Here is a 19110-nt window from a genome sequence, read left to right as displayed (position 1 = left end):
CGGCCTTCGCCTTTTCCGGCTCAGGCGCCGCACCCGGTCTGCTGCCTGGCGAAGTCCAGGTACTTCTTCATGAGACCCGTGAACAAGGGGCGGCGTTCCTCCTGCTTGATCTGCTCCGTCGAGCCGTCGAGCCACAGCTTGAGCTCGAAGGCCTCGGTGGGACCGTTGCACGAGAGGAAGATCGCGGCACCGCTGTCCCACAGCTTGCTGTTCTCCGCGAAGGGAAGCGGCTCCGGCTTCTGCTCATCGACCGCGGGAGCCCAGGAGAAATGCTGTCCCTGTGGCAGGCGCTCCGCCGACGCGAAGAACCGGGTCTTCCCGTCCACATAGATGTTGCAGATCGCGCTCTTGCGGCCGGCGGTCAGACGCGCATCGGCCGGCGCGGCCACCCGCACCTCCTCACCCGTACCCATGAAAGGTGCGAGTTCCGTCGGGGTGAAGGCCCCGAAGCACGTGGACGCGGGGAGCTCGGGCACCGCCGACACCTTGCCGTCGGAGCAGCCGGCGAGCAGGGCCGCTCCCACGGCGACCGCGACCACCGCACGGTGGGTACGAGGACCGGCCATCATGATCCGCCGTTCATGGTGGCCACCAGGTCCCGGCCGACCGAGTAGGCGTTCGCCGTCTCCGTGGACGCGACACCCGCGTAGGAGTCGATGGTCCGCTCGGACAATCCGGATCCGCGGGCTGCGATGCGGACCGATTCCGCGGCCGAGTCGGACGCGCCGGTCTGCGCGCGCACGTACTCCTCGCCTGCCTTCTGGTTGCTGTCCTCGACCTTCTTCGCCGCGTCCTTCTGGGCCCCCTCGACCACGCTCTCCGTGATGTCCTCCTGAAGCCATTCGACGACGTCGCCGGCCAGCGGCACCAGTTCGAGGTACTTGCCGCCCGCCGCGGTGATACCGCGGTTGACCCACTTGGCGTTGTCCTCCACGCCCTTGACGTACTCCTCCTGCTTGTGGGCGTTCTCGCCGAACGTGCCCTCCGCGCGGGCCTCGGACAGCATGCCGGCGATCTGTCCGCCGGGGTGCACCGCGACCTTGACGGCCGCATCGACGTCGTCGTACTCGCCCCGATGGGTGAAGACGTCGTTGACCAGTGCCGTGGTGAAGGTCCGCTGGGCCGTGGTCATCGCACCGTAGGCGTCCGGATCCTGGCCCACCGCCCCGATGAACCGGGCCATGCCGGCCTTGTCGAACTCGGCCATCTCGCCGTTGGCCTTGATCGTCCCGCTGCCGTTCTCCGCGGCGGCCTGGAGGTCCGGCATGTACTCGGCCGCCATCTGGCCGAAGTGCCCGGACAGCCCGTTCAGCGGCCCGTCCGGTTCCTTCGGGTCCGCGTCGACCAGCTCCGGCTTGTCGCCGATCTTCTCGACGACCCGCTCCATGACCGCCGCCATCTCCTTCGTGTGCGGGACCGGCGGGGAGTCCTCGTCACCCGGGGCGCGGTGCGAGACCGCCGCCATCAGGGCGTCGCCGACCGCCTGCTGGGCAGGGTGCAGGTCGCCGGTCCGGCTGATGTCGAAGCTGTCCATGTACGGCTTCTTGTCGAGCATGTAGTCGACCATGCCCTGCTCCTTGCCGTGCTGGCCCGAGACCGGCTTGTCGTCCTTCGTGACGATGCCGTCCTTGTTGCTGTCCTCACGGACCGGCTCGTTGAAGAAGGCCGTCGCGGCGTCCGGGTTGTTGCCCAGCGCCTCCATCAGGCCGGTCAGCGGGTAGAAGCCGCGGCCGTCCTGGCCCTGGCTGAGGACCGACTCCAGCCCGTACGGGGTGTGGAACTCCCAGGCCCTCGGATCCTTGCGGTCCATGGCGACCATGTCACGGCCGACCGAGGTGAGGAACTCCGTGTCGTACTTGCCCTCGCGCAGCAGCGCGCCCAGGGCCTGGTAGCCGTAGATCTGCTGCACGCCGCCGTAGACGGCCATCTCCTTGCGGCCCGCCTTCATCAGCTGGGTCGTCCAGGCCGCGTCGAGGTGGTTCGGGACGTCCTTGTGCGTCGCGAGTCCGAGCATCGCGCCCATGTCGCTCTGGATGTTCGCGACCATCAGCGCGCGGTCCTTGCCGGGCGCCCCCAGGCCGGTCGCGTCGAGGGACATCTTGGAGTACATCTCCAACGTGCCCTCGGCGCCGATCGTCCGGTAGAAGCCCGTGGAGAACTCCGGGTCCGTGCGGTTGTCGTCGAGCAGTTCCTCCAGCTCGCGCAGCGCCTCGACGTTGCGGGCCGTGCCGCCCTCGCCGGTGACCTTCTTCATCAGATCGGCCGCGCGGGCCACCTGTTCGGCATCGAGGGTGGTGAACTTCGGTCCGCTGAAGTCGTGTTCGTCGGCGACGTTCGCCTGGAGGACCCGGACCAGGGAGTCGTCGGCGTCCTGGGCGTCCTCGACCGCCCGGTTGATCCGGGACTGCCACGCGTTGCGGGCCGTGTTCAGGGTCGCCTGGTAGTCGGGGTCGTGCCGGGCCGCGTTCCGCTCCCCCTCGGTGGGCAGCGGGATGGCGGTGACCCGCCCGTCGGCATCGACCTGGAAGCCGGCCGCCGGAGCCTCCGCAGCGAGCTTCTTCAGCTCGTCCTGGGCGGCCTTGAACGTCGCGTGCGCGTCGGCGAGGACCTGGTGCATGCCCTTGGCGGCCTTGGCCGCGTCCTCGAACTCCTTGGCCGTCTTGTCGACGAACCCGCGCGCCACTCCTGCGGTGACCCCGCTCCACTCTGCCTTGTCGGACTTCGCCTTCATGCCGTTGCGAGCGGCCTCGGCCATCTCGTCGAGCTTGCCGGCCATCGCCGTCCAGTCGGTGACGGCCGTCTGGAGCTTGCCCAGGGGCGCGTTCATCACGTTCTCGTACGTCAGCATGAAGGCGCCTACTTGAGGTATTCGTCTATCGCGGATGCGGTGAAGTCCGCCTGGAGCTGCTGCTCGTCCTTGGCGTGGGAGGCGAGTGAGTAGTTCAGCCCGTTGGAGATGTTGGCGCAGGCGGCCACGAGGGTCTTCACCTGGCTCTCCCAGGCACTGTTGACCTTGAGCAGCGCCGCCCCGCTCGCGAAGCCCTCCTTGGTGAGGGCCCCGGCCGCCTCGGCGGTGGCGGTGGCGGCGTGCTTGCCGTCGGTCTGCAGGCGCGTGTGCAGCTTGTACGCCTCGGAGCCGATCGCACCGATGTGGTCCTGATTGAGCTCGAGGTCACCACCACCGCCACCGCCACCACCGCCGGGATCGGCGGGCACCTGATTGAGGCGCATGGTGACACTGGCGGTGGCCGTGGCGCGAGCCGCCGACCATTCCTCGTCGAACGACATCGCGTGAACTCCAGAAGGCAGGGTGCAGGTCAGATCGGCCCCGGGTCAGCGGTTACGTCGTACGACGACCACAGTCACGGCTCCACCGATCAGCACGCAGGCTGCCAGACCGAGCCCGATCCAGGGAAGCGCACTGCCGCTCTTCTTCTCCCCGGCCTGGGCGGCAGGCTTGGACGCGGCGGCAGCGGGAGCCTTGCCGTCGGCGGACGCGGAGGGCTTGCCGGCCCCTTGCGCGGCCGCCGCGAGGTCGGGCAGCGGATAGACGTCGGCGGGGCCGGGGTCACCGGGATTGGTAAGCGCGATGCGGGGGCGGACGATGCCGTAACCGATGTAGTCATTGCGCTCGACGCCATCACTGGGCTTGCCGGCAGTGTTCAGGAGGACCCGCAGAACCTGGTTGTTGGTCCAGTCGGGGTGGGCGGACCAGATGAGGGCGGCGGAGGCGGAGGCGAGGGCGGTCGCGTCACTGGTTCCGTGGGTCTTGCACAGCCCCGACTTGACGGTGCAAGCCGCGACGATGCCCATGCCAGGTGCGGCCATGTCCACCTGGGGGCCGTGCTGCGACTCGCTGGTCGGCTTACCGTCCATGTCCACTGCCCCGACACCAACCACTCCAGGAGTAGCGGCAGGGTAGAGAACCTCGTTGGTCGAATTCCCGAAGTTACCTACGGCGGCAAACACCAGTTTCCCCTTGGAGAGGGCGTATTTAACCGCTTCCGCCCGATCCTGATCATCCTCCGGCTTCCCACCAATAGCCATGGAGATGCTGATGATCTTGGCGTCCGAGTCTGCCGCATAGCGAATTGCCGCGACCTTGGCTGGGGCCTTCGCGTCCTCCCCCAACTCAGGCACGCGGATCGGAAGGATCTTGACTCCGGGGGCGAGACCGTAAGCGCCATCACCACTCGGGTGTCTTCCGGTGCCCGCGATCATCGCGGACATGCCCGTGCCGTGACCCGCATAATCGTTGTCTTTGTCGCCAGCGGCATCGCCGACAGGGAAGACCGCGCCGGGAAGAACCTGCCCTTCGAGCTCCGGGATACGGTTCACACCGGTATCGATCACCGCGACGGTAATTCCCTTACCTGTGCTGACCTTCCAGATCTCGTCAGCCTTCATGGCGTCGAGATGCCACTGCTGAGATCGAATGGTCTCTGCATGGGCCGGGGTCGCGGCGACCCCAGCCAGCAGCAGACCCACCAGGGCCGAGGTCGCCTTGCGCATGCGCATCCCGTGCAATGTCCGTTCTGCTCAGTCGATCACCGGCGGGACAACACGACGGCTGCCCTGCCAGGTCTCTTCGTCCTCGGCCAAATAGTCGGGGCGTTCGCCCCCCTGGTCGGTCCGTCGCTTACCCGGAGTCTGTGTGCTGGCACCCGCGTGGCCCATAGAACCCATGCCCGCACCGCCGCCGGAGCCATTGCGCACGAGACCCGAACCGCCCTGGGTGAACGGCTGACCGCCTCCGACCGGGCGACCGACCGCACCGGCCTGACGCCCTCCGACGACGCCTCCCGGCTCCGAGGCCAGTCGGCGTCCGGCAGGGAGGCCTCCCTGGATGCCATGGGCGCCACCGCCACCGTGGCCCATACCTCCGCCACCCATGGGGCGGCCCGTCTGGGCGCCTTCGCCGATGACCGTGCCACGCGGGATACCTGAGCTGGGGCCGGTGGACGTCACGGGACGGCCACCCATGATGCCGGAGTCACGCGGGAGCATGCCGGACGGCAGGCCGCCGCCCTTGCCGAGGGGGCTGGTCGTGCCTGGGACAGAGATGCCGGGGCCGAACACTCCGGGGAGACCCGGCCCCTTCACTCCGCTGATCGGCGGAATTGCGATAGGGGGCACGAAGGGCCCGGGCTGAGGACCGCCGGGGCCGGTGGGCAGAGGGCCACCGGGCGTCGTCGTCACCGGAGGCAGTGTCTGGTTCGGGGGCAGTGTGCCGACGGTGTCGAGGTCTACGCCCACCTCGCGGTCCGGGATTGGCGACACGGGCACCGACTGAGGCGTGCTGTCCGGTCGCGGCTGCTGACCGGGCACGTATCGGGTGTCATCCGAGGGCGCACCGCCGCTCGGGCTGGACGGCGTGTACGAGGAACCGGTCGAACCTGCTCCACCGCCGAATCCTCCTCCAGGCCTCTCCATTTCTTCAAGTTCACTGTCGCTCCGCTCGGGCACGAACCAACCCGGCGGCGGCGGGAACGTCGGGATCTCCGCCTTGTTCATCTGATCGGAGGAGTGCTGGTACGACTGCGCCAGGTTCGTCATCAGGCGCACCGCCTCGCGGTGGTCCGCGTCCAGCGTCGCCTGGGCCTCCGAGCGGACCTGCGCCGCGTCCGGGTCGTTGTGGTGCTCGATGGCCGCCGCGAGGTTCTTGGTCGCGGTCGCGTCGACCGCGGTCATCTTCGTGGCCTCGGTCATGTTCTGGACGACCTTGCCCATCCAGTCCCCGCCCTCGGCGCTGTAGTCGCTCAGGCGCAGCGTCGCGTTGCCCGCACGGCCCACCCACTCCTGGAAGGCATCGGCTCCCTCGCCCTCCCAGCCGGACACGACGTGCTGCTTGAGCTTCACGCCGATCGCCTTGATCTTCTTGGCGGCGCTCGCCAGCTGATCGGCCCGCGCCTGGACCGAGGCGGGATCCAGCGAAGCGATCATGTCCCGCATCTGCTGATGCGTGAAGCCTTCAAAATCCGTTGCCATCAGTAGGTACCTCCCGACGTGCTGGGCGACGGAGTCGGAGTCGTGGGCGTCGTCGGCTGGTTGGCTGCCGCCAGCTTGCGCTGCTCCTCCACCCACGGGTCGCGCTCCGGTACGTACTCCTTGTGCGCCTGGTTGGCGATGGCCACCATGCGTCGCTTGGCCTCCTCGTCCACGCCGCCGTAGCCTTTGCCCGCCGACAGGACCGCGATGCCCAGGGCCTCGATCTGCCCCGCCAGACCCTTCGAGAGCTTCTGCAGCTCCGTGACGACCGTGTCGTACGACTTGAACAGCGCGTCGACCTCCGCGAAGCCCTTACCGAGCTTGCCGGCCGGCAGCTTGTCGTCCGCCAGTTTCTTGTGGTCCGCGTCCGAGCCGGTGAGTTCGTCCAACAAGCCGTCGACCATCTTCTTGTACTCGCTCAGCGAGTCGAACTCGACCCGCATCGCGGCGGTGGCCGCGCTGTAGGCCGCTCCCGCGATCGCGCCCATCGGGCCCGCGATCCCCAGCGTGAGGGCCGCTGCTACCTGGCTCGCCCCGTTGTCGTCTGCCACGTTGGCCTCCCCGTCTCCCCGTAGGAGTGGCGCCTGCGCCTCTCCCCGTCCCCGTTCGCACCCGTGTCCGCGCGTACGCGCACACCGGTACCGATCACTCTAGCGACCGGTACCGACAGGCCCAAGTCCGGGGTTGCACGTGCAATGCGGGTCACACGGTCACGAGTTGGGCGTACCGACCGCCGCGGACGGCCTGATCGGCAGGCGGTTCACCGGGCGGCCCGTGGCCGCGCGGACCGCCGAGGCCACCGCCGCCGGGGTCGTCACCACCGGGACCGCGCTCGCCGCCTTCGCGCCGAACGGGGCCACCACGTCGCGTTCTTCGACCAGCTTGACGATGCGGACCGCCGGGGCGTCCAGCGCCGTCGGCAGGGCGTAGCCCGTCAGGTCCGGGTGGCGGATCAGGCCGGCGACCGAGCGGAGGTTCTCCGTCAGGGCCGCGCCCACGCCCTGCGTGACGCCGGCCTCGATCCGGGCCTCCAGCTGACGGGGGTTCAGGATGCGGCCCACGTCCTGGGCCACCGCGAGTTCCACGACCCGGACCGAGCCCAGTTCGATGTCCACGTCCACCACCGCGCGGATCGCGCAGAAGGCGAGGCCCACGAAGGCGTCGCCCTGACCGTCCGCGTCCAGGGGTTCCGTGGGGTGGGGGCGGCACTGGGCCGTCGCCCAGAGTTCCTTGCCCGCCATGGCCTCCGAGACCGACATCGAGAACGCGCCGTCGTACGACGTGATCCGGCCGTCCTGGATCTGCAGGAGCTCCGTCGACATGCCCAGCTTGTGGGCCATCGGCTGGAGGAGCTGGGTGCGGACCATCTTCGCCGCCCGCTCCACCGCGCCGCCGGACACCCATGTGTGGCGGCCGTGCGCCGACGGGCCGGCCGGCGGCTGGTCGGTGTCCACCGGGGCCATGGTGACCTCGTCGACGCCCAGGACCTCCTGGACGATCTGGCGGGCCAGCGTGGCGAAGCCCTGGCCGGTGTCGACGGCCGCGCAGATGACCGTGGCCGCGCCGCCCACCACCTTCACGGTGGCGGTGGAGACCTCGTCGGTCCCCTCGGCGCCGAGCATGTGGACCATGCCGACGCCGTAGCCGACGCCGCGCCGTACCGCGCCCGGCTCGCCCGCGCCCTCCGGGCCGCCCGGCAGCAGCCACTCGTCCTCGGGGGCGTCCTTCGGCAGGGCGGGCAGTTCGAAGTCACGGACCGCGCGCAGCAGTTCCGCCACCGGAGCCGGGCAGGTCACGGTCTGGCCGGTGGGCAGCAGGTCTCCGGTCGCCAGGACGTTGCGCATGCGCAGTTCCGCGCCGTCGATGCCGAGGGCGGCCGCGAGCTTGTCCATCTGGCCCTCGTACGCGGCGCACACCTGCATGGCGCCCTCGCCGCGGACGTGGCCCGACGGCGGGTTGTTGGTGCGTACCGCCCAGCCCTCGACGAAGGCGTGCGGGACGACGTACGGGCCGCAGGCGAAGGCGACCGCCGCCGCCAGGGACTCGGAGGAGGCATCGGCGTAGGCGCCGCCGTCCATGAGGATCTGTGCCTCGACCTTGACGAGGCGCCCTTCCGCGTCCGCGTGGTGGCGGTAGCGCAGCAGGGTCGGGTGGCGGTGGGTGTGGCCGAGGAAGGACTCCTCGCGGGTGGCGGCCAGTTTGACCGGGCAGCCCGTGCGCAGGGCGAGCAGGCCGAGCGGGAGCTGGAAGGCGGCGTCCTCGCGGTCCGCGGTGGCGCCCGGGACTCCGGTGACGACGACGCGGACCCGGTCCGGGTCGAGGCCGAAGCAGGCCGCCGCCAGGTCGCGGTCGGTGTGCGGGTCGGTGGACGCGGTGTAGAGCTCCACACCGCCGTCGGGGCGCGGCACGGCCAGTCCGGCCTCGGCGCCGATGGGCGCGGGGTCCTGGCGGCCGATCCGGTACAGGCCCTCGACGACGAACTCGCCGGTGGCGTCCGGGTCGCCGTAGCGCAGCGGGATGTGCCGGATCAGGTTGCCGTCGGGGTGCAGGGCGGGGGCGCCGAAGGACTGCTCGGGGTCGGTGACCGGGTCGAGGAGCTCGTACTCGACGGCGATCGCGGCGGCGGCGAGCCGGGCGGTGTCCGGGTGGTCGGCGGCGACGGCGGCGATGGCCTCGCCGTGGTGGCGTACGACGTCGTGGGCGAAGACCGGCCGGTCGGCGATGCGGCGGCCGTGGGTGGTGGCGCCGGGCACGTCGGCGTGGGTGACGACGGCGCGGACGCCGGGCATCTCGGTGGCGGCCGTGGTGTCGATGGACAGGATCCGGGCGTGGGCGTGCGGGGAGCGCAGCACGGCGGCCCACAGGAGGCCCTCGGCCCACAGGTCGGCCGCGTAGGGGAAGGTGCCCTCGGTCTTGGCGCGGGTGTCCGCGGCCGGGACGGAGGCTCCGATTCCGCGCGGGACCTGAGGCTCGGAAGCCTCGGAACCGGGGGCTGCCATGGCCGTCACCGTGGGGTTGACCGTTGTCGTCGCCGTCGCCGCGTCCTGCCCGCTCACGCCGTGCCTCCGTGGTGGATGCCGCCCTCGCCGGGCGCTGCCTGCTGCGGGATACGCGGCTCCGAAGCGCCCGAGCCCGAGCCCGAGCCCGCGCCCGGGGCTGCCGGCTCGGCGGCCGCCGCCTCGCGCTCGGCGACGACCTCGCGCACGGCGTCGACGACCCCCGCGTAGCCGGAGCAGCGGCAGAGGTTGCCGCACAGGGCCTGCCGGGTCTCCAGCTCGCTGGGGGCGTGATTGCCCTCCAGCAGGTCGTGGATGGTCATGGCCATGCCGGGAATGCAGAACCCGCACTGCACCCCGCCCGACCTGCACAACGCTTGCTGGACGTCCGAGAGTTCCCCGCCCGTCGCGAGACCCTCGACGGTGCGGACCTCGCTGCCGGCGGCCGTCGCGGCCGGTACCAGGCAGGAGGCGACGAGCCGGCCGTCGACCTGCACGGCGCAGGCGCCGCATTCGCCCTGCGAGCAGCCGTCCTTGGCGCCCGCGAGGCCGAGCCGCTCGCGCAGCACGTACAGGAGGGATTCGCCGATCCAGGCGCCGGTGACGGGCCGGTCGGCGCCGTTGACGCGCAGGACGTAGGAGGCCGACGGGTGCTCGTGATGGGCGACGGCCCCGGCGATCGCCTCTTCCTCGTACGTCGCCACCTCGGCCGGGAGACCTCGGCCGATCTCCTCGTCCGGGAGTGCGCCCTCGCTGTCGGCGGTGTCCTCGGTCGGCGTGCGGTCGGCCGGGGGCTCCTGCGCGGCCGGCCCGTCCCCGTGGCCGGGGTCGGACTCCGCGACGGCGACGGGCTCCGCCTCGTGCGCGGCTTCGTGCGCGGCCTTCGGCCCGGGCTCCGGCGCGTGGCCGAAGGCGGTGAAGCCGTGGCCGTCGGTGCCGCCGGGCTGCGCGGGCTCGGCGGCCGGTGCCTGGGCACGCACCCCGCCGAAGAGATCCAGCTCGGGGGAAGCCACCGGCTGCGGCTCCGGGTCGGCGGCCGGGGCGGGGACGGGGGCGGGGGCGGGGGCCGGCTCGGCGTACCCGGCCTGCTCCGCGTACCCGGCGTACTCCCCCTGGACCGTGTGGCCCGTGTGGCCCGTGTGGCCCGCGTGGCCCGTGTGGCCCGCGTGCCCGGTGTACTCGCCCTGCCCCGCGTGGTCCGCGGCCCTGGCGCCCTCGGCCTGCTCCGCCGCCGGGCCGTGCGCGGCCTCGATGTCGTGCGGGGCCGGGTGCACCGGCTCGCCCTCGGGCAGGGCGGTGCCCACCCCGGGTCCGCCCAACACCCGCGGCCCGCGTCCGGCGGCGCCCACTCCGGGCCCGCCGAGCAGCCGTCCGGCGGCGTGCGCCGTCGCGGCGGCGGCGGCCGAAGCGGCCGCGGCCTCGTCCGTACCGGGCAGCACACCGGCAGCGGCGCCGGCACCGGCGCCGTTGTCCGCGTTCGGGTCCTCGGCCGGCTGCTGCGTCAGGTACGCCCACGGCGCCGGGGCGCCGCCCGGCAGGGTCGCCGGGGCCTGGCTCCAGTCGGCGTCCAGCGCGCCCGGCCGGTACTCGTTCGGCTGCTCGGCGAATTCGTCGAACTCGGGCACGGCCCACTGCCCGGTCGCCGGGCCGGCCTGCTCGGGCTCGTGCGGCGCCTCCGGGAAGCGCCATTCGGCCGTCGCGCTCGGATCGGTCACCGGCTGCTCCGGCTCCGCCTCGGCGAACGCCGCCGCGACCGACGCCGGGATCGGGATCGACGCCGGGATCGGCCCGCCCACGGACCCGGGGCCCGGGCCCTGACCCGGCCCCTGACCCGCACCGGCCGCACCCGCACCCGCAGCGCCCGCCGGATCGGCCTGCGCCGATCCACCGGCCTCCGGCCACTGCACCGGGATCGACCACGTCCCCGTGGCCGCCGGATCCGTACTGGCCGAGCCGAGCGGCACGATCATCGGCGGCGGCACGTAGCCGTGCCCGGGGGCCGCGAGCGGCTCCCCGGTGCCGAGCGCGTCCAGCATGTCCTGCGGCAGTTTCACGAAGGCCGTGGCGTCCGAGTCGTACTCGCCGCCCTGCGGGACCGGTTCCCAGCCCCAGCCCGCCGTGCCGTTCCCCTGGGTCACGTTCTCGTTCTCGTTCTCGCTCATGAGGTCAGCGCCCTCCCGAGGGCCCTGCGCGCCAGCACGGCCACCGTCCGCCGCAGATGCAGTACTCCGGGAGCCACCGGCTCACCCTGGTCGGGCACGCACGCGGCCGCGACGTACTCGCCGAAGGCCTCCAGCGCCTCGGGGGCCAAGGTCCGCCCGCCGTCCCAGTCGATCAGCGAGGCCACCCACTGCTCGGCCTCCAGCGGCCGCAGCGGCATCGGGGCGACCGCGCCGATGGCGCAGCGCACGCCCCGGCGCGCGGGGTCCAGGACGAGCCCCACGGACGCCACGGCCCGCCCCGGCCCGGTACGGCCGGTGGCCTTCAGGAACACCTGCGGGGCGTGCAGCAGCGGCACCCGCACGAAGCCGATCAGCTCGCCGGGCCGCAGCATCTCCCGCCCGGCCAGCAGGTACGACACCGGGATCTCGCGCTGCCCGCCCGGGCCGACGATGACGAGGACGGCCTCCAGCGCGGCCAGCACGGGCAGTGCGTCACCCGTGGGCGCGGCGGTGGCGATGTTGCCGCCGAGGGTGCCCGCGTTGCGGATCTGCGGGGGTCCGGCGGCTCGGGCCGCGGCCGCCAGGGCGGGGATCAGAGCGGCGAAATCCGGCCGTCCCATCCGGGCGTGCGTGAGGCCGGCGCCGAGCAGCGCGTGGCCGTCCTGGTACTGCCAGCCGCGGATCTCGTTGATCCGGCCCAGGCCCACCAGCGCGGCGGGCCGCAGCAGCCCGGCGTTGACGGCTGCCATCAGGTCGGTGCCGCCGGCGACCGGCACGGCGGCGGGCATGGCGGTGAGCGCCGCCACGGCCTCGTCGAGCGAGGCCGGCAGCGTCACGGACTGCGCCGCCTGCGGGCCGTGCGGCCCCTGAGGTGAATCCAGTGCGTGCGGTGCGTGCGTGGTCAACCCAGCTGCCCCTTCCCGATGTCCCGGTTCCGGCGCTCACGCCTGTTCCGCCGTACGGTACGTGCTCACCGCCGGGACGTGGCAACTCTGGCACATCTTCCGACCCGGCCGGCGCGAGGGTCGGCCCGCTGCGCCCGACCCCGGGCGCGGTGTCCCGTACGGGCCGTACGGCCCTGTCGCACCGCCTTCGACGACCCTCCTCCCCGATTGCCCGATTTTCCCCGTATCGGCGGAAATTGAGGCAGAGTTCCGCTCCTGTTCCCTTTCGGTTCCGGTCGGCGTCGTCACCCAGGTGTCACACGTTCGGGGGCGCTCCTTCGATCGGGCGTCCCAGTACCCCGGGCCTCCGCTGCCGCGGCAACGGGCCGCCCGGCGGCCGGTGATCGACCCCTTGCGCGGCCAACCGCGCGTAGTGCGCCACCATCCGCCCCTCGAACGACGCGAAATCGCGTTCCCGGGGCTCGGGCTGCTGCGACCACACCACCTCCGCGAAGGCCACCAGCCGCGGGAACACCTGGTAGTCGACGCGGTCCTGGTTCTCCATCACCTCGGTCCACACGTTGGCCTGCGCGCCCAGCACCCGCGCGGCGGCCTCCGGCGAGAGCTTCGGCGGCACCGGATCGAAGCGGTAGACGTCCTCCAGCGAGCGCACGTACCCGATGGGCATCGGCTCGTCCGCGCCGGCCGCCTGCCGGTGGTCCAGGTACACCTGCTGCTCGGGGCACATGACCACGTCGTGCCCGGCCTCGGCGGCGGCGATCCCGCCCGCGTAACCGCGCCACGAGGAGACGGCGGCGCCGTCCGCGAGCCCGCCCTCCAGGATCTCGTCCCAGCCGATCAACCGGCGCCCGCGCGCGGTGAGCCAGCCGTCGAAGTGGCGTACGAACCAGGCCTGCAGCCCGTCCTCGCCGTCCACGCCCAGCTCGCGGATCCGCTCCTGGGCGACCGCGGAGGCCTTCCACTGGGCCTTGGGGCATTCGTCCCCGCCCACGTGCACGAAGGGTGAGACCTCCGCCGGGAACAGCTCCAGCAGCTCCTCGAAGACCCCCTCGTAGAACCGCAGCACGGCCTCGGTGGGCGCGAGCACGTTCTCGGTGATCCCCCAGTCGTCCCACACCCCGAGCGCCGCGGTGTCGACGACGTCGGTGTTGCCGAGCTCCGGGTACGCGGCGATCGCGGCCTGCGAATGCCCCGGTACGTCGATCTCCGGGACCACCCGGACGTGCCGCTCGGCGGCGTAGGCGACGATCTCGCGGATGTCGTCCTGGGTGTAGTACCCGCCGTGCGGGGTCTCGTTCCACAGCGGCGAGGCCCGGTGCCCCCACCGGCTGCGCGGGCGCCACCCGCCGACCTCGGTCAGGCGCGGGTACCGCTTGATCTCGATCCGCCAGCCCTGGTCGTCGGTCAGGTGCAGGTGCAGCACGTTGAGCTTGTGCGCGGCGAGCAGGTCGATGTAGCGCAGCACGCCGTCCTTGGGCATGAAGTGCCGGGCCACGTCCAGCATCATCCCGCGCCAGCCGAACCGCGGGCCGTCCGCGACGCAGGCGTACGGCAGGCTCCACGCGCGGCCGGGCAGCGGCGCCCTGCGGTACGCGTCGGGCCCGAGCAGCTGACGCAGCGTCTGGGCGCCCCAGAACAGCCCGGCCGCGCTCGCGCCCCGCAGCTCCGCCCCGTCCGGGCCGATGTCGATGCGGTACGCCTCCGGCCCCAGGTCCCCCGCGACGTCCGGGTCGACGCGCAGCCGCAGCGCGGCGGCGGCGCCGGCCGCGGCGGGGGGCAGCTCCCAGCCGGTGGCCGCGCCCAGTTCCCGCCGCAGCCAGCGCGCGACCGTCCCGGTGCCCGGACCGGCGTCGAGGAGCGGCTCGGGCCCGAACGCGAAGCGGCGCCCGGCCTCGTCGAGACGTGCGACCCGGGGTGCGGGGATCAGGTCCATGCGTCAGCCCTTCACGACTGCGTGCGCGGATTGCGTCCTGCGCAACGCTCGTTCCGCAGGGCGCTCGTCGCGCCGACCCTAACGCTCCGTGCGGGCACGGCAAAGACCCCCGGACGCGCTGTGGCGCACCGGGGGTCTCGGTCCCGCGGAAGAAGGAGGGCCGGGGGGCGGACTACTTGTCCTTGCCGCCCTTGTCCTTGTCCCCACCGGGGCCCATGGACTCGTAGATCTCCTTGCACATGGGGCAGACCGGGTACTTCTTCGGGTCCCGGCCCGGTACCCAGACCTTGCCGCAGAGCGCGACGACGGGGGTCCCGTCGAGCGCGCTCGCCATGATCTTGTCCTTCTGGACGTAGTGGGCGAAGCGCTCGTGGTCGCCGTCACCGTGCGACACCTGCGGCGTCGGCTCTACGAGGGTTCCCGTGCCAGTCCCGCGCTCGGGCTCAAGAGTGCTCATGGAACCCAGGGTACTTAACCCCGCGCCCGTCAGTTGAGCGACGGGTCGTCCGGATAGGTGGCGACCATCGCGAGGTCGCTGCGCTGGCGGCGCAGCACCGCCCGCCAGAGCCGCTCCGGATCCGGGAAGGACACGTCCCCGGGCTCCGACTCCACCACGTACCAGGCGCCCTCGCCGAGCTCGGACTCCAGCTGACCCGGGCCCCAGCCGGAGTAACCCGCGAAGATCCGCAGGCCGCCCAGGGCCGCGGCCAGCAGCTCCGGCGGCATCTCCAGGTCGACCAGGCCGATGGCGCCGTGCACGCGGCGCCAGCCGAGCGGCCCCTCCTCACCCGGGATGACCGCGAGCCCCAGGGCCGAGTCCATGGCCACCGGTCCGCCCTGGAAGACCACTCCGGGGGAGCCGGCCAGGGGCGCCCAGGGCAGCAGGACGTCACCGACGCCGACGGGGGTCGGCCTGTTCAGGACCACGCCGAGGGAGCCCTGCTCGTCGTGGTCGAGCAGCAGCACGACCGCGCGGTCGAAATTCGGGTCCGCGAGGGCGGGGGTGGCCACGAGCAGCCGCCCTGTGAGGGAGGACACCTCGGTCATGCCGCCATGATCCCGCACATCGGCCGATTCCGGGGAGCCGGCGGAGAGATCGGATCGATCGCAGCTCAGGGCGCACGGCAGCAGCGAGGAGCGCGCACGGACGGCGTAGGCGGAACGCAACGCTCCGCCATGTGGTGGATACGGAGGGTGTTGTACCGAATTCATGACAGTCCTACGGCCACGTCGGCCTTACGAACAAGGGGGTGGTGACCCTTACCCTTTTCCCTGGCCCCCTGCCCACCCCTCTCCGGAACGCGAGATTCATGACCGGCATCAGTGACGATGTACTGCTTGTCCACGGCGGTACCCCGCTCGAGGGCGAGATCCGTGTCCGTGGTGCGAAGAACCTCGTGCCCAAGGCCATGGTCGCCGCTCTGCTCGGCAGTGGACCCAGCCGGCTGCGCAACGTTCCCGACATCCGTGACGTGCGCGTCGTCCGCGGGCTGCTCCAGCTGCACGGGGTGACGGTCCGTCCCGGCGAGGAGCCGGGCGAACTCGTCCTCGACCCCACCCACGTCGAGAGCGCGAACGTCGCCGACATCGACGCCCACGCGGGCTCCTCGCGGATCCCGATCCTGTTCTGCGGCCCCCTGCTCCACCGGCTCGGCCACGCCTTCATCCCGGGTCTGGGCGGCTGCGACATCGGCGGCCGGCCGATCGACTTCCACTTCGACGTGCTCCGCCAGTTCGGCGCGACCATCGAGAAGCGCGAGGGCGGCCAGTACCTGGAAGCCCCGCAGCGCCTGCGCGGCTGCAAGATCCGCCTGCCCTACCCGTCGGTCGGCTCGACCGAGCAGGTGCTGCTGACGGCCGTGCTGGCCGAGGGCGTCACCGAGCTCAGCAACGCCGCGGTGGAGCCGGAGATCGAGGACCTCATCTGCGTCCTGCAGAAGATGGGCGCGATCATCTCCGTCGACACGGACCGGACCATCCGGATCACGGGTGTCGACCGCCTCGGCGGCTACAACCACAAGGCCCTCCCGGACCGCCTGGAAGCCGCCTCCTGGGCTTCCGCGGCGCTCGCCACCGGCGGCAACATCTACGTGCGCGGTGCCCAGCAGCGCTCGATGATGACCTTCCTGAACACCTTCCGCCGCGTCGGCGGGGCGTTCGAGATCGACGACGACGGCATCCGCTTCTGGCACCCGGGCGGCCCGCTCAAGGCCATCGCGCTGGAGACGGACGTCCACCCCGGCTTCCAGACCGACTGGCAGCAGCCGCTGGTCGTGGCCCTGACGCAGGCCTCGGGTCTGTCGATCGTCCACGAGACGGTCTACGAGTCCCGGCTCGGCTTCACCTCGGCGCTCAACCAGATGGGTGCTCACATCCAGCTGTACCGCGAGTGCCTGGGCGGCAGCGCCTGCCGCTTCGGCCAGCGCAACTTCCTGCACTCGGCGGTCGTCTCCGGCCCCACCAAGCTGCAGGGCGCCGACCTGGTCATCCCCGACCTGCGCGGCGGGTTCTCGTACCTGATCGCGGCCCTGGCCGCCGAGGGCACCTCGCGGGTCCACGGCATCGACCTGATCAACCGCGGCTACGAGAACTTCATGGAGAAGCTCGTGGAACTCGGCGCGAAGGTCGAACTCCCGGGCGGCGAGCTCGTCTGAGGTCCCCCGCGCGCACGTCGCGTACGCAGAAGCCCCCCGGCCCCGCACAGGGCCCGGGGGGCTTTTCCGTGCGCCTCGGCGTCCGCGTAGGGCCCGTACGCGCCGCACATCGGTCCCCGCGGGACATGCCGGCGGCATACGTGGGCCCCGCCAGGCCCCTGACGGGCCCTCACAGGGCCTGCCAGGTCCGCCGGGCGGCCCAAGGGCGGCCGCCCGCCCGTCCGGGCCCACCGGCCCGCGTCCGGCCCCGGACAGACCGAAGGGCGGCCACCCCGCCCGGGGGTGACCGCCCATCGTCGTTCTGCGTACTACTGCCGTTCCAAAGGCCTGTGCGGCCCTCGGCGCCGGGGCAGGACTACTTGCCCTTGGCGGCTTCCTTGAGCTTGGAGCCCGCGGAGACCTTCACGCTGTAGCCGGCCGGGATCTGGATGGGGTCGCCGGTCTGCGGGTTGCGCGCGGTGCGAGCGGCACGGTGGGTGCGCTCGAAGGTCAGGAAGCCGGGGATGGTGACCTTCTCGTCGCCCTTGGCGACAATCTCGCCGACGGTCTCGGCGAGCGCGGCCAGAACGGCGTCGGCGTCCTTGCGGGTCACCTCGGCGCGCTCGGACAGAGCGGCCACCAGCTCACTGCGGTTCATGTTGTACTCCCGTGTTCAACTTGCCTTAGAGGCGTGAGATCGAAGCCGATGCTGCCAGGGCCCTAGGACAGTCCCCGGACCCGGGTCTGAACGTCAGACCCTCTCGCCCGGTTACGCATCCTGCCCCCACCAGCGGCGGGAAAGCCAATCCGGCACCCGTCGGGGTCACACGAAAAGCGCCACAGTCACGCCGCGGTGACGCTCCGTCCACGCCCTCGCTCACACGCCGCTGCGGACCGCGGACCTCGCGGGCATCCCCGCAACCCTAGAGGCGGCCCGTCGGGCCCGCATCTCGCGACGCGCCGGGATCGGAGCGCCGTGAGGGCCGTCACAGCCGGGCTCAGGCCCCCGAGGCCGCCTTGCGGACGGCACCCGCGACCGCGCCGGCGACCTTGTCGTTGAACACCGACGGGATGATGTAGTTCGCGTTCAGCTCGTCCTCGCCCACGACGTCCGCCAGCGCGCTCGCGGCGGCCAGCATCATCTCCGTGTTCACGGTGCGGGACTGAGCGTCCAGCAGACCGCGGAAGACACCCGGGAAGACCAGCACGTTGTTGATCTGGTTGGGGAAGTCGGAGCGGCCGGTGGCCACCACGGCGGCGGTCTGACGGGCCACGGCCGGGTCCACCTCGGGGTCCGGGTTCGCGAGCGCGAACACGATCGCGCCCTCCGCCATGGCGGCGACGTCCTCGCCGGACAGCACGTTGGGGGCCGAGACACCGATGAACACGTCGGCGCCGACCACGGCTTCCTTCAGCGTGCCCGTGTAGCCCTCGGGGTTGGTGTTGTCGGCGATCCAGCGCAGCGGGGAGTCCGCGGCCGCGTCGACGAGGTCGGGGCGGTCCGCGTGCACGACACCGTGGATGTCGGCGCTCACCGCGTTCTTGACGCCCGCCGCGAGGAGCAGCTTGAGGATGGCCGTACCGGCCGCGCCGGCGCCCGACATGACCACCTTGACATCGCCAACTGCCTTGCCCACCACGCGCAGTGCGTTGGTGAGGGCGGCGAGCACGACGATCGCGGTGCCGTGCTGGTCGTCGTGGAAGACGGGGATGTCGAGGGCCTCGCGCAGGCGGGCCTCGATCTCGAAGCAGCGCGGCGCGGAGATGTCCTCCAGGTTGATGCCCGCGAAGCCGGGGGCGATGGCCTTGACGGCGGCCACGATCTCGTCGGGGTCCTGGGTGTCCAGGCAGATCGGCCAGGCGTCGATGTCGGCGAAGCGCTTGAACAGGGCCGCCTTGCCCTCCATGACCGGCATGGCGGCCATCGGGCCGATGTTGCCGAGACCCAGCACGGCGGAGCCGTCCGTCACGACTGCGACGGTGTTGCGCTTGATGGTGAGGCGGCGCGCGTCCTCGGGGTTCTCGGCGATCGCCATGCACACGCGGGCCACGCCCGGGGTGTAGATCATCGAGAGGTCGTCACGGTTGCGGATGGGGTGCTTGGACGCCATCTCGATCTTGCCGCCGAGGTGCATCAGGAAGGTGCGGTCGGAGACCTTGCCGAGGCTGACGCCCTCGATGCCGCGCAGCTTCTCGACGATCTCGTCCGCGTGCGCGGTGGAGGTCGCGGCGATGGTGACGTCGATCCGGAGCTTCTCGTGGCCGGATGCGGTCACGTCGAGGCCTGTGACCGATCCGCCGGAGGACTCCACGGCGGTGGTGAGCTGGGAGACCGCGGTTCCGCTCGCGGGCACTTCCAGACGGACCGTCATCGAATACGAGACGCTGGGCGCCGTTGCCATGGCCGTGTTCCTCTTCTGTCCCTGGTTCGCTGTAACACACAGAGCCCCGCTGCACAGCAGGTGCGGCAGGACCTGTTGTCCGATCGTCCCA

The 19110-nt window shown here is 71.9% G+C and carries 15 protein-coding genes; 1 reads left to right on the top strand and 14 read right to left on the bottom strand.

Translation table 11 applies throughout. The annotated features are described in order from the left end of the window. Nucleotides 1–20: 20 nt before the first annotated feature. From AB8A24_RS21595 to AB8A24_RS21540, 12 genes are all read right to left on the bottom strand, one after another. On the bottom strand, nucleotides 21–569 hold the full coding sequence (locus AB8A24_RS21595) for a hypothetical protein (RefSeq protein WP_328963191.1): 549 nt from the start codon (nucleotides 567–569) through the stop codon (nucleotides 21–23). Continuing rightward, a complete protein-coding gene (locus AB8A24_RS21590; RefSeq protein ID WP_328963190.1) occupies nucleotides 566–2848 on the bottom strand; it encodes a hypothetical protein in 2283 nt (760 codons plus the stop codon). The genes AB8A24_RS21595 and AB8A24_RS21590 overlap by 4 nt, the downstream gene beginning before the upstream one ends. 8 nt (nucleotides 2849–2856) lie before the next feature. Next, entirely contained in the window at nucleotides 2857–3288 is a 432-nt protein-coding gene (locus tag AB8A24_RS21585) for a hypothetical protein (protein ID WP_328963189.1), read from the bottom strand. Nucleotides 3289–3333: 45 nt separating this feature from the next. Then, nucleotides 3334–4518, bottom strand: a complete 1185-nt coding sequence (mycP, locus tag AB8A24_RS21580; RefSeq protein WP_369477185.1) for a type VII secretion-associated serine protease mycosin — start codon at nucleotides 4516–4518, stop codon at nucleotides 3334–3336. Between the two features lie 21 nt (nucleotides 4519–4539). Beyond that, nucleotides 4540–5988, bottom strand: coding sequence for a WXG100 family type VII secretion target (locus tag AB8A24_RS21575; RefSeq protein WP_369477184.1), 1449 nt, complete (start codon nucleotides 5986–5988; stop codon nucleotides 4540–4542). Then, the gene (locus AB8A24_RS21570) at nucleotides 5988–6539 is read right to left on the bottom strand and encodes a hypothetical protein (protein WP_369477183.1); all 552 of its coding nucleotides are present in this window, start codon (nucleotides 6537–6539) and stop codon (nucleotides 5988–5990) included. Before AB8A24_RS21570 ends, AB8A24_RS21575 begins: the two co-directional genes overlap by 1 nt. A 159-nt stretch (nucleotides 6540–6698) precedes the next feature. Next, nucleotides 6699–8987, bottom strand: coding sequence for a xanthine dehydrogenase family protein molybdopterin-binding subunit (locus AB8A24_RS21565; RefSeq protein WP_369477195.1), 2289 nt, complete (start codon nucleotides 8985–8987; stop codon nucleotides 6699–6701). Between the two features lie 53 nt (nucleotides 8988–9040). Beyond that, nucleotides 9041–11146 carry a (2Fe-2S)-binding protein gene (locus AB8A24_RS21560; protein WP_369477182.1) on the bottom strand — a complete coding sequence of 702 codons (2106 nt, stop codon included), beginning with the start codon at nucleotides 11144–11146 and terminating at the stop codon, nucleotides 9041–9043. Next, nucleotides 11143–12027 carry a xanthine dehydrogenase family protein subunit M gene (locus AB8A24_RS21555; RefSeq protein ID WP_030724228.1) on the bottom strand — a complete coding sequence of 295 codons (885 nt, stop codon included), beginning with the start codon at nucleotides 12025–12027 and terminating at the stop codon, nucleotides 11143–11145. The genes AB8A24_RS21560 and AB8A24_RS21555 overlap by 4 nt, the downstream gene beginning before the upstream one ends. 319 nt (nucleotides 12028–12346) lie before the next feature. Further along, a complete protein-coding gene (locus AB8A24_RS21550; RefSeq protein WP_328963184.1) occupies nucleotides 12347–13984 on the bottom strand; it encodes a beta-N-acetylhexosaminidase in 1638 nt (545 codons plus the stop codon). A gap of 172 nt (nucleotides 13985–14156) precedes the next feature. Further along, nucleotides 14157–14441, bottom strand: coding sequence for a DUF3039 domain-containing protein (locus AB8A24_RS21545; RefSeq protein WP_030010729.1), 285 nt, complete (start codon nucleotides 14439–14441; stop codon nucleotides 14157–14159). Nucleotides 14442–14470: 29 nt separating this feature from the next. After that, complete coding sequence (locus AB8A24_RS21540; protein WP_328963183.1) at nucleotides 14471–15031, bottom strand: YqgE/AlgH family protein; 561 nt, start codon at nucleotides 15029–15031, stop codon at nucleotides 14471–14473. Between the two features lie 263 nt (nucleotides 15032–15294). Here AB8A24_RS21540 and murA point away from each other — a divergent pair, with 263 nt between their 5' ends. Then, entirely contained in the window at nucleotides 15295–16638 is a 1344-nt protein-coding gene (gene murA / locus AB8A24_RS21535; RefSeq protein WP_030724225.1) for a UDP-N-acetylglucosamine 1-carboxyvinyltransferase, read from the top strand. Nucleotides 16639–16993: 355 nt separating this feature from the next. Here murA and AB8A24_RS21530 read toward each other — a convergent pair whose 3' ends face one another. Together AB8A24_RS21530 and AB8A24_RS21525 are read right to left on the bottom strand one after the other, a co-directional pair. Beyond that, entirely contained in the window at nucleotides 16994–17275 is a 282-nt protein-coding gene (locus AB8A24_RS21530; RefSeq protein ID WP_007264399.1) for an HU family DNA-binding protein, read from the bottom strand. 340 nt (nucleotides 17276–17615) lie between these two features. Then, nucleotides 17616–19019: an NAD-dependent malic enzyme gene (locus tag AB8A24_RS21525; RefSeq protein WP_030724224.1), complete on the bottom strand. Its 1404-nt coding sequence runs from the start codon at nucleotides 19017–19019 to the stop codon at nucleotides 17616–17618. Nucleotides 19020–19110: the final 91 nt, after the last annotated feature.

It is taken from the genome of Streptomyces sp. BF23-19, from assembly GCF_041106355.1.
GTDB lineage: Bacteria > Actinomycetota > Actinomycetes > Streptomycetales > Streptomycetaceae > Streptomyces > Streptomyces virginiae_A.
This window is presented reverse-complemented; position numbering and strand designations above follow the sequence as displayed.